This is a genomic window from Hydrogenophaga sp. ANAO-22 (assembly GCF_042466645.1).
Classification (GTDB): Bacteria; Pseudomonadota; Gammaproteobacteria; order Burkholderiales; family Burkholderiaceae_C; genus Hydrogenophaga.
On the sequence record NZ_CP159956.1, the window covers coordinates 2755707 to 2774255 of the forward strand.

At 69.4% G+C, this 18549-nt stretch carries 16 protein-coding genes and 1 riboswitch; of the genes, 10 read left to right on the plus strand and 6 right to left on the minus strand.

All coding sequences use genetic code 11. The annotated features are described in order from the left end of the window. Positions 1-6 precede the first annotated feature (6 nt). Together ABSY19_RS13265 and ABSY19_RS13270 are read left to right on the plus strand one after the other, a co-directional pair. Positions 7-3222 carry a 4Fe-4S dicluster domain-containing protein gene (locus ABSY19_RS13265; protein ID WP_382163382.1) on the plus strand — a complete coding sequence of 1072 codons (3216 nt, stop codon included), beginning with the start codon at positions 7-9 and terminating at the stop codon, positions 3220-3222. 65 nt (positions 3223-3287) lie between these two features. Further along, a complete protein-coding gene (locus tag ABSY19_RS13270) occupies positions 3288-4361 on the plus strand; it encodes a porin (RefSeq protein WP_382163384.1) in 1074 nt (357 codons plus the stop codon). A gap of 15 nt (positions 4362-4376) precedes the next feature. Here ABSY19_RS13270 and ABSY19_RS13275 read toward each other — a convergent pair whose 3' ends face one another. Beyond that, positions 4377-5288 (minus strand): LysR family transcriptional regulator, encoded by a 912-nt coding sequence (locus ABSY19_RS13275; RefSeq protein ID WP_382163386.1) that lies wholly within the window; start codon positions 5286-5288, stop codon positions 4377-4379. Positions 5289-5447: 159 nt separating this feature from the next. On the opposite strand from ABSY19_RS13275, the gene ABSY19_RS13280 reads away from it, so the two are divergent. After that, entirely contained in the window at positions 5448-6887 is a 1440-nt protein-coding gene (locus tag ABSY19_RS13280) for an NAD-dependent succinate-semialdehyde dehydrogenase (protein ID WP_382163388.1), read from the plus strand. Positions 6888-6904: 17 nt separating this feature from the next. Here ABSY19_RS13280 and ABSY19_RS13285 read toward each other — a convergent pair whose 3' ends face one another. Further along, positions 6905-7108, minus strand: a complete 204-nt coding sequence (locus ABSY19_RS13285) for a helix-turn-helix domain-containing protein (protein WP_382163390.1) — start codon at positions 7106-7108, stop codon at positions 6905-6907. Positions 7109-7303: 195 nt separating this feature from the next. Between ABSY19_RS13285 and ABSY19_RS13290 the strand changes: the two genes are divergently transcribed. After that, positions 7304-7711 carry a hypothetical protein gene (locus ABSY19_RS13290; protein WP_382163392.1) on the plus strand — a complete coding sequence of 136 codons (408 nt, stop codon included), beginning with the start codon at positions 7304-7306 and terminating at the stop codon, positions 7709-7711. A gap of 23 nt (positions 7712-7734) precedes the next feature. Here the strand turns inward: ABSY19_RS13290 and ABSY19_RS13295 are convergent, their stop codons facing one another. The 3 genes from ABSY19_RS13295 to metH form a co-directional block, all read right to left on the minus strand. After that, the gene (locus ABSY19_RS13295; RefSeq protein ID WP_382163393.1) at positions 7735-8133 is read right to left on the minus strand and encodes a DoxX family protein; all 399 of its coding nucleotides are present in this window, start codon (positions 8131-8133) and stop codon (positions 7735-7737) included. 116 nt (positions 8134-8249) lie between these two features. Continuing rightward, on the minus strand, positions 8250-8474 hold the full coding sequence (locus tag ABSY19_RS13300; RefSeq protein ID WP_291120089.1) for a hypothetical protein: 225 nt from the start codon (positions 8472-8474) through the stop codon (positions 8250-8252). 12 nt (positions 8475-8486) lie between these two features. Beyond that, positions 8487-11183 carry a methionine synthase gene (gene metH / locus ABSY19_RS13305; RefSeq protein ID WP_382163790.1) on the minus strand — a complete coding sequence of 899 codons (2697 nt, stop codon included), beginning with the start codon at positions 11181-11183 and terminating at the stop codon, positions 8487-8489. A gap of 81 nt (positions 11184-11264) precedes the next feature. Then, positions 11265-11361: riboswitch (S-adenosyl-L-homocysteine riboswitch) on the minus strand. A gap of 67 nt (positions 11362-11428) precedes the next feature. Between metH and ABSY19_RS13310 the strand changes: the two genes are divergently transcribed. The 5 genes from ABSY19_RS13310 (at position 11429) to ABSY19_RS13330 (ending at position 17252) form a co-directional block, all read left to right on the plus strand. After that, the gene (locus tag ABSY19_RS13310) at positions 11429-13051 is read left to right on the plus strand and encodes a sigma-54 interaction domain-containing protein (RefSeq protein ID WP_382163394.1); all 1623 of its coding nucleotides are present in this window, start codon (positions 11429-11431) and stop codon (positions 13049-13051) included. Between the two features lie 241 nt (positions 13052-13292). Beyond that, positions 13293-14183 (plus strand): sulfurtransferase, encoded by an 891-nt coding sequence (locus ABSY19_RS13315; RefSeq protein WP_382163396.1) that lies wholly within the window; start codon positions 13293-13295, stop codon positions 14181-14183. Positions 14184-14220: 37 nt separating this feature from the next. Next, a complete protein-coding gene (locus ABSY19_RS13320; RefSeq protein WP_382163398.1) occupies positions 14221-14793 on the plus strand; it encodes an OsmC family protein in 573 nt (190 codons plus the stop codon). 45 nt (positions 14794-14838) lie between these two features. Continuing rightward, positions 14839-15990, plus strand: coding sequence for an acyl-CoA dehydrogenase family protein (locus tag ABSY19_RS13325; RefSeq protein ID WP_382163400.1), 1152 nt, complete (start codon positions 14839-14841; stop codon positions 15988-15990). Beyond that, on the plus strand, positions 15987-17252 hold the full coding sequence (locus ABSY19_RS13330; protein WP_382163402.1) for an FAD-dependent oxidoreductase: 1266 nt from the start codon (positions 15987-15989) through the stop codon (positions 17250-17252). Before ABSY19_RS13325 ends, ABSY19_RS13330 begins: the two co-directional genes overlap by 4 nt. Positions 17253-17270: 18 nt before the next feature. On the opposite strand, the gene ABSY19_RS13335 is transcribed toward ABSY19_RS13330, so the two are convergent. Next, a complete protein-coding gene (locus tag ABSY19_RS13335) occupies positions 17271-17672 on the minus strand; it encodes a transcriptional regulator (protein WP_291115161.1) in 402 nt (133 codons plus the stop codon). A gap of 102 nt (positions 17673-17774) precedes the next feature. On the opposite strand from ABSY19_RS13335, the gene ABSY19_RS13340 reads away from it, so the two are divergent. After that, a complete protein-coding gene (locus tag ABSY19_RS13340) occupies positions 17775-18545 on the plus strand; it encodes a hypothetical protein (protein ID WP_382163404.1) in 771 nt (256 codons plus the stop codon). Positions 18546-18549 lie beyond the last annotated feature (4 nt).

Sequence of the window (18549 nt, forward strand, 5' to 3'; positions counted from 1 at the left end):
ACCGCCATGCGCCTCTTCTCCCATGACGAACGGCCCGTGCACCTGGGCGCCTACCCCAGCGAGCGGCTGAGCCGCCGGGCCGCCGCGCCCGACCTGGACCACATTCGCGAGACCGGCGTGCTGCGCCCGCCGCGCGAACCCGGGCCCCGTTCCACGCTTGCGTCCTCCATCAGCCGCTTCATGTGCGCGCTCGACCAGGTGCGCGAAGGCGACCGCAACCCGACCGAGGCGGAGATCCCCTCGAGCCCCCGCGAGCGGGCCGAACACCTCAAGTCCGCCGCCTACTTTCTGGACACCTCGATCGCGGGCGTGTGCCGTCTGGACGCGGGTGATCTGCTGGCGCAACCGGTGGAACACCCGGACTTCCGCACCGCGACCTACGAGCAGTCGGAAACCAAGCTGCGGCTGCGCTTCAACCCCAACGCCGTGCTGCGCCAGATGAAGCGTTCGATGGCCTTGTGCGAGTCGGGCATCGAGCAGCACACGCACGCGCTGGTCCTGATGGTGGAACACCCCCGCGACCCCTCGAAGGACGAGCCCGGTTCGGACTGGATCGTCGGCATGCAGGCCTGGCGCGCCGCGCTGCGCGCGGCCGAGACGGCGGCGGTCCTGGCCAACTACCTGCGCATCCTCGGCTACGAAGCGCGCAGCCACACCGCCACCACGACCAACGTGAACCTCCTGCGCCTGGCGGTGTCCAGCGGGCTGGCGCGGCGGGAAGGCGACACCGTCGTCAACCCCTTCATCGGCGACCGTTTCGGCCTGGCCGTGGTCACCACCAACCTGGCGCTCGAGCCCGACCAGGCCCTGGCGCCACCCTCGCTCGCCGAACGCTTCCACGCCCAGGGCCCGAGCTGGTGGATCGGCTCGGCGAGCCCGAAGAACGCCTCCAATGCGATCGACTTCCAGGGCCGCCACTACCGGGACAGCCGCTACCCGGTCGAGACGCTCAAGCGGGTCGACGAGACCACCACCTACATCGACGAAGCCCGCATCCCGCGCGTGCCCAAGAGCAGCGAGTTCTTCCTGCGGGCCGCGTTCGGCGACCTCGGCAAGACCACGCAGGACATGTCCAAGGACGGTTATTCGGTCGCCAAGGCGCCCCTGGCCGCCGCGCTGCGCCTGGCGCTGAACGTGTACTCGGTGCTGCAGCGGGGCGAGCCGGCGGCCGAGCAGGCCCCCTACAGCGATCCGGCGCACAACGCGGACCTGGTGAAGGCGACGCTGCACTTCCTCGGCGCGGACCTGGCCGGCATTTCCCGCGCGCCGGCGTGGGTCTGGTACTCGCACCGGCAGGACGGCACCGAAATGCCGGTGGCCCACCCCTTCGCGGCCACCGTGATGATCGACCAGGGCTACGAAACCATGGAAGGCGCCTCGGGCGACGACTGGATCTCCAGCGCCCAATCGATGCGCACCTACATGCGCGCGGGCCTGGTGTGCGGGGTCCTCGGCGACCACCTGCGCAACCTCGGCTTCAGCGCCACGGCGCATTCGGCGGCCGACAGCGACGTCATCCAGACCCCGCTGGTGCTGCTGGCCGGCCTGGGCGAGGTCAGCCGGATCGGCGAGACGATCCTCAACCCGTTCCTGGGCCCACGCAGCAAGACCGGCGTCATGACCACGGACTTTCCGGTCCAGCCCGACAAACCCATCGACTTCGGCCTGCAGAACTTCTGCGACTCCTGCAACAAGTGCGCGCGCGAGTGCCCATCGGGCGCGATCTCGGCGGGTCCGAAGGTGATGTTCAACGGCTACGAGATCTGGAAAGCCGACGTCGAGAAATGCACGCGCTACCGGATGACCAACCTGGGCGGCGCCATGTGCGGCCGCTGCATGAAGGCCTGCCCCTGGAACCTGCCCGGGCTGGTGCAGGAGAAGCCCTTCCGCTGGGCGGCCATCCACATGCCGGTCGCGGCCCAATGGCTCGCGCGGCTGGACGATGCCCTCGGACGGGGTGGCATCAACGCCAGGAAAAAGTGGTGGTGGGACATCACGAACGATGGCACCGGCCGGATCGTGCAGGCCCAGGAGGTCAACACGCGCGGCCTGAACAAGCACATCCGGTTGAAGCACGAAGACCAGACGCTGGCGGCCTACCCCGCGCCGCTGGCCCCCCTGCCCCTGCCGATGCCCAGTCCCCTGGACCGCGAGGCCGGCATCGAGGCGTACCGGCAGCTGCTCAGCCCCCAGCAACACCAGCAGCGCATCAAGGACGGCGACACCGACAACGTCGTTCCGCCCCTGCGCCCGCTGGTCGAGGCGCCGCCCGTGATCGTCGCGCGCATCGGCCGCCGCTGGCAGAGCTCGGCCGACGGCAAGATCGACCTGTTCGAGATCGTGTCGAAAGACGGCCAGCCCCTGCCCGCCTGGGCGGCCGGCGCCCATGTCGACGTCACCGTCACGCCGGAGTACATCCGGCAGTTCAGCCTGGCGGGCAACCCCGCCGAGCGCGGGCACTACCTGCTGGGCATCCTGCGCGAGGACCAGGGCCGGGGGGGCTCTCTCAAGATCCACCAGATGCTGCGGCAGGACACGCCGGTGGTGATCTCGCGGCCGCGCAACCACTTCCCCATCGTGCCGTCGGCCCGGCGGCACGTGCTCATGGCCGGCGGCATCGGCGTCACCCCGCTGATCGCGATGGCGCACGAGCTGCACGCGATGGGCGCCGACTTCGACCTCTACTACAAGTCCAGGACACGGGCCCAGGCCGCGTTCATTCCGGAACTCGAGGCCATGCCCTGGGCCAGCCGGGTGCACTTCCACTTCAGCGACGAACGCCGGCTCGACATCGCGGACGTCCTGCGCGATCCGGTGCCGGACAGCCACCTGTACACCTGCGGCCCCTCGGCCTTCATGGACGCGGTGTTCGACACCGCCAGCGGATTCGGCTGGCCCGAGGAAAGCCTGCACCGGGAGTACTTCTCGGTCCCCGAGGCCCCCGCGCGCGAGCGCCACCCCTTCGTGCTGCGCCTGGCGCGCTCCGCCAGGACCATTCCCGTGACCGCCGAGCAATCGGCGGTGCAGGCGCTCGCCGCCTGCGGGCTGCAGGTGGACGTCAAGTGCAGCGACGGCCTGTGCGGTGTGTGCGCCGTTCCCTACATCGAAGGCGAGGTGGACCACCGCGACTTCGTGCTGAGCAAGGAACAACGGAAAACCAGGATGGTGCTGTGCTGCTCCCGCGCCGCCGAGGCGGATGCGGAGGTCGTGCTGGATCTGTAACCGGCGGCGCCGCGAGGCGCTGCCATCCGCGCTCGCCCCGAGCGCTTCCCACAGAAGGAGACAACATGAAGAATGGTGTGATCGGCGCGTGCCTGCTCGTGCCGCCCCTCGCGTTCGCCCAGGCCCCGGGCGGCACGTCATCGGTCCAGCTGTATGGGCGCCTGGACGCGTCCGTCAACGCCGTGCGCATGTCCGGCACGGCCTTGGCGGCCCCCCGCAGCCACACGCTGCTCTCCAGCGACACCTCGCGCTGGGGCGTGCGCGGCACGGAAGACCTGGGGGGCGGGCATCAGGCCTTCTTCAAGCTGGAGCAGGGCTTCAACGCCGACACCGGCACCTTGTCCAGCCCCACGCAGGCCTTCAACCGCGAAACCGTGGTGGGCCTGCGCCACGCCACGCTGGGCAGCCTGGCCCTGGGCAGCCAGTTCACGCCCAGCATCGCGATGTCGCTGCGCATCGACCCGTTCCAGCGCTCGAGCATGGGTGCCATGCAGACGCTGTTCCAGCGCGGGGGTGCGGCGGGCAACCTGGGCTATCCGGTTCAATACAACAACGCGATCCAGTACACCTCGCCCACCGTCGGCGGCTTCGTGGGCCGCGTGATGGTGGCGACCAACGAGGGCGCCTCACCGTTTGGCCATCCCGCCAGCTATGCCCTGGAATACGCCCAGGGTGCGCTGTACGTCGGCGCCGTCTACGACCGCCTGAACACCACCGGCGCCTCGGCGGGCCAGCCCGGGCGGGCCTCGGTCTCCACCGACACGGTCAGCCTGGGCGCGAGCTACGACTTCCGGGTGGCGAAGCTGTACGGCTACCTGATCAAGTCCGATGTCGATGGCTCGTTCGGCATGCGCGGCGGCTCCGTCGGCGTCAAGGTGCCGGTGGGGCCGGGCGAAATCAACGCCACCTACCAGGTGCGCAACGTCGACGACGCCGCCGGCTCGGACGCGCGCCTGTGGGCGGTGCAGTACCTGCAACCCCTGTCCCGGCGCACCTCGGTGTACGTGAGCATCGCCCACCAGCGCAACGACGGCGCGGCCGCGTTCGGCCTGTGGCCCAGCCGCGCCGACGCGGGCGGTAGCCCGGCCGCGGGCGCGGACGTCCGAGGGGTCCAGATCGGCATGCGCCACGTCTTCTGACCCGGGCGGAAAGGCTCAGGGCCTGACGCCCAGGGCCAGCGCGCGCGCGCACGAGCGGCACATGGCGACGAAGGCCTGGGCCGCTGGCGAGAGCGGGGGCTCGCGGCGGTAGACCACGCTGTTGACATAGCGCGGCACCGCCTCCTGCAGCTCGAGGGTCGCGAGTCCGTCGCCCATGAGACCGCGGTCGATCATCACGGCCGGGATGACGGCCATCCAGTCGGTGCCGCGCACCAGGGCCGCCAGCTGGGTCAAGGACTCGCACGTGGCCGCGATGAGGGGCGCCGGCAATCCGTGCTCGATGTGGTACTGCGTCACCGTGCCACCCGGGCCGCCCGGCGAGCCCAGCAGCACCCATTCGGTCTCGAGCAGCTCGCGGATGGAATCGGCGCCCGCCAGCGGGTGGTCTTCCCGGGCGATCACGGCCAGATCGCTGCGGAACAGCTCCACGCTCGTCAGGTTCGGTGACACGCCTTCGCCAGGCACCGCCGTGATCGCGAGTTCCACTTTGCCCTGTTGCAAGGCGGACTCCAGGTGCTCGTACACCCCGCTGGTCAGGTTCAGCCGCACGTCGGGAAAACGCTTGTGGAAGTCCGGCACCACGTGGTGCAACAGGGTCGCGGTCGGCGTGGGGCCCAGGCCAATGCTGAGGTGACCGCCGCTCTTGCCACGCAGGCGATCGGCGTCGCTGAGGATCTGGCGCGACTCGCGATCGACGATCTGCGCGCGCTCGTAGATCTGCCGGCCTTCCGCCGTCAAGGTGATCCCATGGGTCGATCGCACGATCAGCCTCAGCTTCAGCTCGTTTTCAAGCGCCTGGATGCTGGTGGTCAAGCCCGCCTGGGACACATCGAGCTCTCGCGCGGCTCTGCGAAAGCTGCCAAACTCGACAATGGCCAGGAAAGTTCGCAGCTGCTGAAGTGTCATGTCGTGATCGCCGCAGGAAGCGGCGTTGAAATTATCGGGGACAAGCGCGCGCGGCGGCGCTCGAGATTTCCCGCATGCCACCGCGCCCGCGCGGCCATTCGACTGCTGTTAAGGTTCCGCCTTTCCCCCTCCCCGCCTTCACCGCTTCAGGAGACTTCCTTGACGTACCCCAACACCCAACTCTTCATTCAAGGCCAATGGCGCGATGCCCAAGCGGGCGAGACGCTGGCCGTGTTCAACCCGGCGACCGGCAAGGAAATCGGGCGCGTGGCGCACGCGCGCCAGGCCGATCTGGACCTGGCCCTGGCGGCCGCGCAAAAGGGCTTCGAGACCTGGCGCGACACGCCGGCCATCGAGCGCGCCAAGGTGATGCGCGCGGCCGCCGGCCTGATGCGCGAGCGCGCCGGCGCCATCGCCCGCCTGCTCACGCAGGAGCAGGGCAAGCCGCTGGCCGAGGCCAAGGGCGAGGCCATGGCCTCCGCCGACATCCTCGAATGGTTCGCCGACGAAGGCCTGCGCGTCTACGGCCGCATCGTGCCCTCGCGCGGCAACCTGGCCCTGCGCCAGATGGTGCTCAAGGACCCGGTGGGCCCGGTGGCCGCCTTCACGCCCTGGAACTTCCCCATCAACCAGGTCGTGCGCAAGCTCGCGGCGGCGCTGGCCACGGGCTGCTCCATGATCATCAAGGCGCCCGAAGAAACCCCGGCCGCACCGGCCGAGCTGGTGCGCGCCTTTGCCGACGCCGGCCTGCCCGCGGGCGTGCTCGGCCTGGTCTACGGCACGCCGGCCGAGATCTCCAGCTACCTGATCGCGCACCCGGTCATCCGCAAGATCACCTTCACCGGCTCCACGCCGGTGGGCAAACAACTCGCGGCCATGGCCGGCCAGCACATGAAGCGCGTGACCATGGAGCTGGGCGGGCACGCGCCGGTGATCGTGGCGGAAGACGCCGACGTGGCCCTGGCCGTGAAGACTGCGGGCGGCGCCAAGTTCCGCAACGCGGGCCAGGTCTGCATCTCGCCCACGCGTTTCCTGGTGCACGAGAGCATCGCCAAGGAGTTCTCGGCCGCGCTGGTCAAGCACGCGGCCGGCCTCGCGGTGGGCGACGGCACGGCCGAGGGCACGCAGATGGGCCCGCTGGCCAACCCGCGCCGCGTCACGGCCATGGCCGAGTTCACCAAGGACGCCGTGGAACGCGGCGCCACGCTGGCCACCGGTGGTGAACGCATCGGCGACGAAGGCAACTTCTGGCGGCCCACCATCCTCACCGACGTGCCGCTCGAAGCCCGCGTGTTCAACGACGAGCCCTTCGGCCCCATGGCCGCCGTGCGCAGCTTCAACACCCTGGACGAAGCCATCGCCGAAGCCAACCGCCTGCCCTACGGCCTGGCCGGCTACGCCTTCACGCGCTCGCTGAAAAACGCCGACCTGCTCGCGCGCCGGGTCGAGGTGGGCATGCTGTGGGTCAACATGCCCGCGATGCCCTCGGCGGAAATGCCGTTCGGCGGCATCAAGGATTCGGGCTACGGCTCCGAAGGCGGTCCGGAGGCCATGGAGGCCTACCTGAACTCGCGCGCCGTGGCGATCATGAACGTCTGATCGCTCGATGCGAAGGCCTAGGAACCCGGGTTCCTGGGCCTGGCCACCGGCGCCAGCAACTGATGCGCCTGCAGGCCGAACACGTGGGCAATGCGCTCCACGTTGTCCAGTGAAATGTTGCGCGCCTGCCGTTCCACGTGGCCGATGAACGTGCGGTGCAACCCGGCCTCATGGGCCAGGTCTTCCTGGGACCAGCCCCGCTCGGCGCGCAGCCGGATCATGTTCAGGGCCAGGGCCTCTCGGGCTGAAATGAGGGTTGGGGGAGCGCTGGCCGATGAACGAGACATCGCCCAAGTCTCTGGCTGTGACGTGTTTGAGTCAGCCTCCTTTAAGTCACATTATGATGCGCATACCGCAATGTCAGTCGCTGCACGCGAATTCCAGAAGAACTCGCGTGCAGCCGCAAGGAGATGTGTATGGGCTTTTTTTCAGGAGCGCCGGAAGTGTTCCGAAGGCGCAAGGCCGAAGCGGCCATTCAAACGCAGTTTGAACTGTGCCGCAACATGGGTGTCTCTCTGGGTCGCCCAGCGACCCTGGCCCGGCAGGTCGTTGAACTCGCATTCAACGACCTGCCGGGATTGTCCGATGGGCGCCTCCAGGGCTGGGCCCTGACGACCACTGTGCTGGTCATGGCGTTCATGCGCAAGGAATCGCCTCAGGCAATGCGCATTCTCTGCGCCGTGGCATTGACCAGGATGCTGCTGGCGGCGAGCGATGAGGGCTCGCTGTGCGCCCTCTCCCTGGAAGAGGAAGCGCTGCTGCAAACTGCCCAGGAACTGATCCTGCAGTTCAACGCACAGCAGCGGATCTCGTCAGACCTGTGATGGGGCTTGGCGCCCCGCCAACCTCACTTGTTCGGGCCGATGCGGTGCGTGAAGGCCACCACCAGCGCGGTCACGAAGAAGAAGGCCTGCAGTTCCAGGCGCCAGCCGCCGGTGCTGGTGAGATCGAACCAGTGGCCCATGTGCGCCAGGCCCACGGCGAAGGCCATGTTGATCGCGATGACCAGGGCCGCCGGCACCACCCACACGCCCGCGAGCAGGAACAGCGGCGCCACGAACTCGCCCAGGTACACGCCATAGGCGAGGAAGCCGGGCAGGCCCTTGGCGACCAGCATGCCTTCGATGCCGCCCACGCCGCCGGTGATCTTGGCCCAGCCGTGCAGCACCATCAGGAGCGCGAGCGTCCAGCGCAACAGGATGACGCCGAGCCGGGGGTGGTTGAAGAGGTTGTTGAGCAGGTTCATGGTGAAAAGGTTTTAAGAAGCCAACATCAAAAAGGGGATGTACGGAAGGCAGAGCCGCCGCCGCATGAAGAGGTTCCCGGCGCGCCGCCATGGCGCCCCGTGACAGGGTCGGTGACCTACTGGCGCTTCCAGTGCCTGTACCCGCGCCATCCCCACACCGCCAGGCACCCGGCGCCCAACACCAGCGCCAGCCAGCCCAGGCCCGCCGAGCCCGCGACGATGTCCCGCAGCGCCGGCGACTGGAGGCGGTGGGGTGCGATCAGCACGATCAGGCCAATGGCGGCGAGCAACACGCCTTTCCAAAGCAGATCGTCGTTGGGCCGTGGGTTCTTCGACGTCATCGTTCTCCGTCCTCACAGGTTCGGCGCGAGCCAGCGCTGCAGCTCGTTGCGCGCCACCGCGCTGCGCTCGGCCAGGTCGTCCACCTGGTCGTCGCCGATCTTGCCGACGTTGAAGTAGGTGCTCTGCGGGTGGGCGAGGTAGAAGCCGCTCACGCTGGCCGCCGGGGTCATGGCCAGGCTTTCGGTCAGGCCCATGCCGATGTCCTCGCACTGCAGCACCTCGAACATCGCGCGCTTGACGGAGTGGTCCGGGCAGGCCGGATACCCCGGCGCCGGCCGGATGCCCTGGTACTTTTCCTTGATCAGCTCTTCGTTGCTCAGCGCCTCGTCGGCCGCGTAGCCCCAGAGGTCGGTTCGCACGCGGTGGTGCATGCACTCGGCCAGCGCCTCGGCCATGCGGTCGGCCAGGGCCTTGAGCATGATGGCGGAGTAGTCGTCGAGGTCGTCGAGGAACTGCTTTTCCTTCTTCTCCACCCCCAGGCCGGCGGTCACGGCGAACATGCCCACGTAGTCGTTGGCCTCGCCCTGGGGCGCGACGAAATCGGCCAGGCAGCGGCTGGGGCGCATCACGCCGTCGATCTCGTGCTTCTCGGCCTGTTGGCGCAGGCCGTGCCAGGTCAACGCGACTTCGCGGCGGCTCTCGTCGGTGTAGAGCTGAATGTCGTCGTCGTGCACGCTGTTGGCCGGATACAGGCCCACCACCGCGCTGGCGCTGAGCCAGCGGCCTTCAATGAGGCGCTGCAGCATGCGCTTGCCGTCGCTGAACACGCGCCGCGCTTCTTCGCCCACCACCTCGTCCTTCAGGATCTCGGGGAAGGGGCCGGCGAGGTCCCAGGTCTGGAAGAACGGGGCCCAGTCGATGTACTTGGCGATCTCGTGCAGGTCGAAGTTCTTGAACACGCGCTTGCCGATGAACTTGGGCTTCTGCGGCGTGTAGGCCTTCCAGTCGATCGGCGTCTTGTTCAGGCGCGCGCGCTCCAGCGGCCACAGCGGCACCTGTTTCTTGTTGGCATGCTGGGTGCGCACGCGCTCGTAGTCGGCATTGACCTCGGCGATGTAGGCCGCGGCCTGGTCGGACAGCAGGCCCTGCGCCACGCTCACGCTGCGCGAGGCGTCGGGCACGTAGACCACCGGCCCGTCGTAGTGCGGCGCGATCTTCACCGCGGTGTGCACGCGGCTGGTGGTGGCGCCACCGATCAGCAGCGGGATGCCCCGGCCGCGGAAGTGTTCGTCCTTCTGCATCTCGCCGGCCACGTACTGCATCTCTTCCAGGCTGGGCGTGATCAGGCCCGAGAGGCCCACGATGTCGGCGCCCTCGGCCTTGGCCATGGCCAGGATCTCGTGGCAGGGCACCATCACGCCCATGTTCACGACCTCGTAGTTGTTGCACTGGAGCACGACGGTGACGATGTTCTTGCCGATGTCGTGCACGTCGCCCTTGACGGTGGCGATCACGATCTTGCCCTTGGGCTTCACGTCGCCGCCGGCGGCCTGCAGCGCCAGCTTCTCGGCCTCGATGTAAGGCAGCAGGTGCGCCACGGCCTGTTTCATCACGCGCGCGCTCTTGACCACCTGCGGCAGGAACATCTTGCCCTGGCCGAACAGGTCGCCGACCACGTTCATGCCGTCCATCAGCGGGCCTTCGATCACGTTGAGCGGGCGGCCACCGCCGGCCTCGATCTCGCGCCACATCTCTTCGGTGTCTTCGGTGATGAAGTCGTTGATGCCGCGCACCAGCGCGTGGCTCAGCCGCTCGCGGATCGGCAGGGCGCGCCATTCGTTCTTCTTGCTGTCGTCCTTGGCCGAGCCCTTGGCGCTCTCGGCCACTTCCACCAGGCGTTCGCCCGCATCGGGCCGGCGGTTGAGCACCACGTCTTCCACGCGCTCGCGCAGATCGGGCTCGAGCTCGTCGTACACGCCCACCATGCCGGCGTTGACGATGCCCATGTCCATGCCGGCCTGGATCGCGTGGTACAGGAACACGGTGTGGATGGCCTCGCGCACCGGGTCGTTGCCGCGGAAGCTGAACGACACGTTGGACACGCCGCCGCTGACCTTGGCGCCCGGCAGGTGCTGCTTGATCCAGCGCGTGGCGTTGATGAAGTCCACCGCGTAGTTGTTGTGTTCCTCGATGCCGGTGGCGATGGCGAAGATGTTGGGGTCGAAGATGATGTCTTCGGGCGGGAAGCCCACCTCATCGACCAGCACGCGGTAGGCGCGTTCGCAGATCTCGACCTTGCGTTCGTAGGTGTCGGCCTGGCCCTTTTCGTCGAAGGCCATGACCACGGCGGCCGCGCCGTAGCGCTTGACCAGGCGCGCCTGGCGCTTGAACTCGTCCAGGCCTTCCTTCATGGAGATGGAGTTGACGACGCCCTTGCCCTGCACGCAGCGCAGGCCAGCCTCGATCACCTCCCACTTGGAGGAGTCCACCATCACCGGCACGCGCGCGATGTCGGGCTCGCCGGCAATGAGGTTCAGGAAACGCACCATCGCGGCCTTGCTGTCGAGCATGGCCTCGTCCATGTTGACGTCGATGATCTGGGCGCCGTTCTCCACCTGCTGGCGCGCCACGGCCAGCGCGTCTTCGAAGCGGCCTTCGAGGATCATGCGGGCGAAGGCCTTGGAGCCGGTGACGTTGGTGCGCTCGCCCACGTTGACGAACAGGCTGCCCGGCTCGATGCGCAGCGGCTCCAGGCCGGAGAGCAGCATGGGCGGCACGGGGGTGGACGACGACGACGGGGAAGCGGATTCGGAGGACATGAGGCTCACCAAGGCAGTTTGCGAAAAACAGACCGGTGAGCGCCGTTTGGGCCTGTTCGCGCCCACTCAAGCCTGACGCACGGTGGGGGCTGAAAAGCCCGCCGGCGCTGCAACGCTCCTTGAGAAGCGGCGATTTTAGCTCGCCAGGGAGGGCCTCGCCCGCCATTGGTGCGATGTTTGCTTGCCCCGCGCCCATGCCTTCCAGCCCCAGCGACCCCGACAGCCCCCTCACCGACTGGCACGCCCAGGAGCTGCTGCTCATGCGCGAGGTGATGAAGCTGGTGGGCCGCAGCCTGGCGCCGGCCTTCGTGCTGCGCGAGATGCTGCACCTGATGAGCGAACTGCTGGGCCTGAACCGGGGCCGCATGGTGCTGGCCGGCGAGCCCGCGCCGGGCGAAGAGCGCACGGCCTCGGTGCGCCACGCCTACGGCCTCACGGCCGAGGAGGTGCAGCGCGGCGTGTTCCGCTGGGGCGAGGGCATCACCGGGCGCGTGCTGGCCACCGGCCTGCCCGCGATCGTGCAGGACGTGGACGCCGAACCGCTGTTCCTGTTCCGCACGGTGCCGCGCGAGCGCCTGCCGCCGCAGACCGTGGCCTTCATCGCGTTGCCGATCGAGGTCAACGGCGCCACCATCGGCGTGCTGGCCTGCCACCGCATCCGCAGCCGCCAGCGCCACCTGAACGACGACCTGGCCGTGTTGCGCATCCTGGCCACGCTGGCCGGGCAGCTGCTGCGGCTGGAACAGCTGGTGGCCGAGCAGACGCGCCAGCTGCTGGCGCGCAACGCGGCCCTGGCCCGCGCGCTGGACAGCGCCAGCGCCCGCTACGGCCTGATCGGCCGCTCGCCCGCGCTGCTGCAGGCGCTGGGCGAGCTCGAGCGCGTGTCGCAGTCGCAGGCCACGGTGCTGCTGCTGGGCGAGTCGGGCACCGGCAAGGAGCTGTTCGCGCGCGCGGTGCACCTGGCCAGCGGCCGGCACGACCAGCCCTTCATCAAGGTCAACTGCTCGGCGATTCCCGAAACGCTGTTCGAGTCCGAGCTGTTCGGTTACGAGCGCGGCGCCTTCACCGGCGCGAACACCGCGCGCGCGGGCTGGTTCGAGCAGGCCCACGGCGGCACCATCTTCCTGGACGAGATCGGCGAGCTGCCGCTGGCCATGCAGTCCAAGCTGCTGCGCACGCTGCAGGAAGGCACGCTGGTGCGCCTGGGCGGCACGCGCGAACTCAAGGTGAACGTGCGCCTGGTGGCGGCCACCAACCGCGAACTCGCGCGCGAGGTGCAGGCCGGGCGCTTCCGGCAGGACCTGTATTACCGGCTCAACGTGATCCCGATCCGCCTGCCCAGCCTGCGGGAGCGTGGCGAGGACGTGCGCGCGCTGGCCCTGCACTTCGTGAACCGCGCCAACCAGGCGCACCAGCGCAACGTGAACCTCGCGCCCGACGCGCTGGCGCGGCTGGAGGCGCACGACTGGCCGGGCAACATCCGCGAGCTGGGCAACCTGATCGAGCGCCTGGTGCTGCTGGCCGACCACACCCTGGTGACGGCCGCCACGCTGGAGCGCTTCATGCCCCAGGCCCAGGCCCAGGCCCAGAACGCGGCGGCCCCCACCGGGGAGACCGAACCGCTGGTGCGCGACTACCAGAGCGCGCAGTCGCACAGCGCCCAGGCCCTGCGCGAGGCGCTGGCCCGGCACCAGGGCAACCAATCGCGCGCGGCGCAAAGCCTGGGCCTCACCCTGCGCCAGTTCGCCTACAGGATGAAGAAGCTCCCTCCTGCGTCGCCTTCGGCGCCTTCCCCCCGAAGGGGGGACGACACCTGAGACCCGGCGAAGCCGGCTCCCCGGTGTCTCTGGTTTGCACCTCCCAATGCGTCGACATTGTGTCGACACATTGAAGCGACAAGGATCTGGTCACGGATGGCATCGCTCTATTTTCAAGAGCATCAAACTCAATGAAAACAATGACTTGAAAGCCATTCCAGGCAACTTCACGAGGCTGGCACGCGGGTTGCGAAAAGGCACCGCAGGCAATCCCGCCGGCCGCTTTTTTCGTGAGGTTTCCATGAGCATCGACGCCATCCTGATCGCCCCCGCCCAGTTGCAGGCCCTGCAGTCGTCCGAACCCGTGGTGGTCATCGACACCCGCGACGCCGAGACCTACGCCGCCGGCCACATCCCCGGTGCGGTGAACCTGCGCGAGGTCTTCACTTACCTCGCCACCTCCACGCCCGAAGGCCTCCAAGCCCTCAAGGCCACGTTTGCTGCCGCACTGGGCGGCGCCGGCCTCTCGGGCGAAGAGACCGCCGTGTTCTACGAGGACGCGATGAACAGCGGCTACGGCCAGTCCTGCCGGGGCTACTACCTGCTGACCTGGCTGGGCTACCCGAAGATCAAGGTGCTCAACGGCGGCTTCAGCGCCTGGAAGGCCGCCGGCCTGCCCGTCTCCACCGAGGCAGCCGCTCCCACGCCCGCCACCTTCCCCGAACTCGCCGGCAGCGATGTGATGCTGACCCAGGCCGACGTGCAGGCCGCGCTGGGCACCGACACCGTGCTGCTCGACGTGCGCGACGTGGACGAGTGGATCGGCGACAGCTCCTCGCCCTACGGCAAGGACTTCGCGCCGCGCAAGGGCCGCCTGCCCGGCGCCAAGTGGGTCGAGTGGTACCGCTTCATGAAACCGTCCGCCCAGGGCCCGGTGTTCAAGACGCCCGACGAGGTGAAGGCCGAGTGCGCCACCGCCGGCATCGCGCCCGACGACACCGTCTACCTCTACTGCTTCAAGGGCGCGCGCGCGTCCAACACCTTCCTCGCCCTCAAACAGGCCGGCTTCAGCGACGTGCGCATGTACTTCGGCTCGTGGAACGAGTGGTCGCGCGACGAGAGCCTGCCGATCGAGACCGGCCTGCCGTTGGCGAAGTCGAGCAAGAAGCCCAGCCTGGCGCTCGCCGCCTGATCTCAACCCTTCCCGTTTTTTCAACCCTGGAGACCCCATGTCCGCCACCGACACCCTTGAACCCACCGCCCCCGCCAGCACCACCGTGAAGGCGTGGCTGCGCCCGATCGACGGCGCCGGCCTCGCCGCCTTCGCCGCCAAGGGCAAGGCCAACCCGGCCAGCCGCGGCACCAACAAGGTCCACACCGTGATGGAGGGCCAGTACCGCTCGCTCTCCACCGTGGGCCAGCACGCGCCGGTGGTGGTGGACGAGCCGCTGCACCTGTTCGGTCAGGACACCGCCCCCGCCCCGGGCGAGATCGTGCTCTCGGGCCTGGGCGGCTGCCTGGCCGTGGGCATCACGGCGGTGGCGACCTGGAAGGGCGTGAAGCTCAGCAAGCTCGAGGTCTTCCTCGAGGGCGACATCGGCAACCCCGCCGCCTGGGGCGCCGGTGGCGCGCTGGAGAAAACGCCGCCCGAGATGGGCTTCCAGGCGATCCGCGTGAAGGTGCTGGTGGAGGGCGACGCCCCGCGCGAGGTGCTCGACGAGATCGTGCGGCACGCCAACTTCTACTCGCCCGTGGCCAACACCCTGCGCAACCCGGTCCCGATGACGGTCGACCTGGCCTGAGCGCCGCCGCCTGCCTGCCTGCCCCTTCAACCTCCTGGACCGCGCATGAACCCGAACGACCTGCCCCGCGAACTGACCCACGAAACAACGGCCGACGCGCTGCTGGCCGCGGTGCGCACCGTGGCGCAAGGCCCGCTGGCCGCGGTGGTGGAAGCCATCGACCGCGAAGGCCACTACCCGCGCGAGGTGCTGCAGCAGCTGGGCGCGCTCGGCGCGCTGGGGGCCCACCTGGACGCACCGGCCGGGCGCGCCGACTACGGCCTGGCGATCCGCGCCATGGCCGAGGTCTCGCGCGTCTGCGGTGCCACCGGCTTCATGGTGTGGTGCCAGCTGGTCTGCGGCCTGTACATGCAGGCCAGCGGCAACCCGGCGCTGGGCGGCGCGGCGCTGCGGGCGCTGGCCAGCGGCGAGGCCCTGGGCGGCACCGCCATGTCCAATCCCATGAAAAGTTACGCGCAGATCGAGAGCCTGCTGCTCAAGGCCACGCCGGTCGAGGGGGGCCACCTGGTCAGCGGCACCCTGCCCTGGGTCAGCAACCTCGGCCCGGGCCACGCCTGCGGCGCCCTCGCGGCGGTGGTGGACGCGCAGGGCGAGCCACTGGGCCGCGAGCTGATGTTCCTGCTGCGCTGCGACGCGCCCGGCGTGGAGCTGCGCGAATGCCCGAGCTTCTCGGCCATGGAAGGCACCGGCACCTACGCGCTGCGCCTGAAGGACGTGTTCATCGGCGCGAACGAGCGCATGGCCGAACCGGCCAAACCCTTCATCGCGCGCATCCGCGCGGCCTTCGTGCTGCTCCAGTGCGGCATGGCGGTGGGCGTGGCGCAGGGCGCGATCGACAGCATGTGGGCGGTGGAGGCGCAGCTGGGCCACGTGAACCAGTTTCTCGAAGACCGGCCCGACGCCTTGCAGGCCGAGCTGGACGCGCTGACGGCGCGCGTGATGGCACTCGCCGACACGCCGTTCAACGACAGCGTGGACTTCTTCATCGACGTGCTCGACGCGCGCGCCCACGGCGCCGAGCTGAGCCTGCGCGCCGCGCAGTCGGCCCTGCTGCACCAGGGCGCGCGCGGCTACCTCATGAGCTCGGACGTGCAGCGCCGCGTGCGCGAATCGCACTTCGTGGCCATCGTCACGCCCGCCATCAAGCACCTGCGCAAGGAAATCGCGCGCCTGTCCGCCGAGGTGATGCCGTCATGAACACCGCCCCCTCCTTGTCCCCGGTCGCGGCGGCCGTGCAGGCGCTCGCGCCCTACCAGACCTACCTCTGCGACGCCTGCGGCTACCTCTACAACGAAGCCGACGGCGACCCCGACGGCGGCCTGCCACCCGGCACGCGCTACGCCGACATCCCCGACGACTGGGCCTGCCCGCTGTGCGGCGTGACCAAGGCCGACTTCCGGCCTTACACGCCGCCCTCTCTGGAAACCTTGCGCGCCGCCCTGCCCCGCAGCGCGCCGGTGGCCGCGCGCGGTGGCGCGGCCGGCGTGGTGATCGTGGGCGCGGGCCGCGCCGGCTGGCAGATGGCCGAGGCGCTGCGCGCGCTCGACGCGAAGCGGCCGATCACCCTGGTGAGCCAGTGCGCGGGCGACCTGTACGACAAGCCGCTGCTGTCCGTCTCGCTGGCGCGCGGGCTCGCGCCCGACACCCTCGCCAAGGAAAGCGGCCCCGCGGCGGCCGCGCGCCTGAACCTGCGCCTGCTCGCCCACACCCAGGCCGTGCGCATCTGCCCCGACACGCGCACGCTGCGCACCACGCGCGGCGTGCTCCGCTACGACCACCTCGTGCTGGCGCATGGCGCCCAGGCCGCGCTGCCGCCGGCCCTGCCCGCCGCGCTGTGCTGGCGCATCAACCACCTCGACGCCTACCAGCGGCTGCGCGCCGCGCTGGGGAATTCAACGAAGGACGTGGCCATCGTCGGCGCCGGCCTGATCGGCAGCGAACTCGCCAACGACCTCGCGCTCGGCGGCCACCGCATCACCCTGCTGGACGTGCAGGCCGCACCGCTGGCGCGCTGGCCCGCCGAGCAGGCTGGCGCGCCGCTGCTCGATGCCTGGAAAGACCTGGCCATCCGTTTCGTGGGGGGCGTGCAGGTGGCGCGGCTGGAGCCGGTGGCCGGCCGCTACCGGCTCACCACCGCCTGCGGCCAGCGCTTCGCGGCCGACCAGGTGATTGCCGCCGCCGGCCTGCAGACGCCGACCCGGCTGGCGCGCAGCGCCGGGCTCGCGTGGGACCAGGGCATCGCGGTGGACGCCGCCACGCTGCGCACCAGCGACGACCGCATCCACGCCCTGGGCGACTGCATCGCGGTGAACGGGCAGCCGAGCCGCTTCATCGAACCGATCGCGCGCCAGGCCCGGGCCATCGCGGCCAAGCTCTGCGGCGCGGCCCCCGCGCCATACGCACCGCGCGCGGCGGTGGTGCGGGTCAAGACCACCTCGCACCCGCTCACGCTGCACTGAGTTGAGCGGCGCGGGCGCTCAGCCCTGGGTCTTCTCGTGCGCCAGCGCGAAGGCGAGGATCACCTCGCGCACCACCTTGCGCTGCCCCACCGGCAGGTTGAGGTAGGCGTCGAACATCTCGCGCTCCTCGAAGCTCAGGGCCTCGTCCCAGCGCTTGCGCTTCTCCTGCACGCGGCGGCGCACATCCGGGCCGTAGCGCAACACCTCGGGCTCCACCTTCAGGATCTCGGCCAGCAGCTGCAGCTTGTCCTGCGCGGGGATGGCTTGGCCCTTGAGCCAGCACGACACCGCCTGAAAGGAGACCGAGGTCCCCCAATAGCGGGCATTGAACAGGTTGTGCAGGACGCCGGGCCGGGGCTGCAGACCCACCGCCAGCATGGCTTCGCGCAGCCGTTGAGCGAATTCGAGCTTCTGATTCATGCACCGAACGCTAGTTTTCGGCCGTGCGCGCGATTAATATCCATTTGAGTCTTGAACTCATATCTTGATTGATTTGTTCACATTGTCTCAAGGAGGACAAAGATGACCCAGGCTGTGGCACCCCGCCTCACCCCCACCACCACGGCCCTGCTGCGCTGGTGGTTTGGCCAGGAAGCGATCTGCCTGCGCGGCGGGCAGGCCTTTCATGACCGGCAGCGCCGGGCGATCCAGGACACCCTCATGGCGCACGAAGCGATGGACCCGCACTCGCTGCGGCTGGAGCGGCCCGTGCACCGCCTGGCATTGACCCAGGGAGAGCAGCAGATCGAGGTGCTGCTGGCACTGCTGGTCTGGCAGCTGCTGAACCGCAACGACGCGCTGGCGGCAGGCACCGACGACGCGCGTTTCACGCACCACTTCATCGCCGTGGCCGCGCACGACCCCGCCCGCGAACGGCTGCGCCAGGTGTTCTTCGGCCGGCCCCGGCCGGGCGGCCGCGGCCAGCGCGACTTCGGCACGAGCGATCTGGTGCGGCTGAGCCCGTTGCTCATCCCCACCGCCCGCCACGAGGAGGTCCACGCCTTCGTGCGCGCCAGCGCGTGCCACGGCGCCCCGCTCTTTCACCAGTTCGATGGCGGCGGGGTGATCGCCCTCACCGACGGCCGCCTGGAAGCGCTGGAATGCCTGGCGCGCCTGCCCCATGCCATGCTGTTCGACGACGACACCCGACCGCCCTACCTGGAGCACAGCGAAGAGGATCGGCACGGCCTGGCCTGGCGCCACCACGTGCGCCGCTTCGCCACCGCGCGGCGCGGTTTTGGCGTGCAGGTGGTGTTCACGCCGCCGCCGGGGCACGGCCCCGGACAGCCCTGACCGC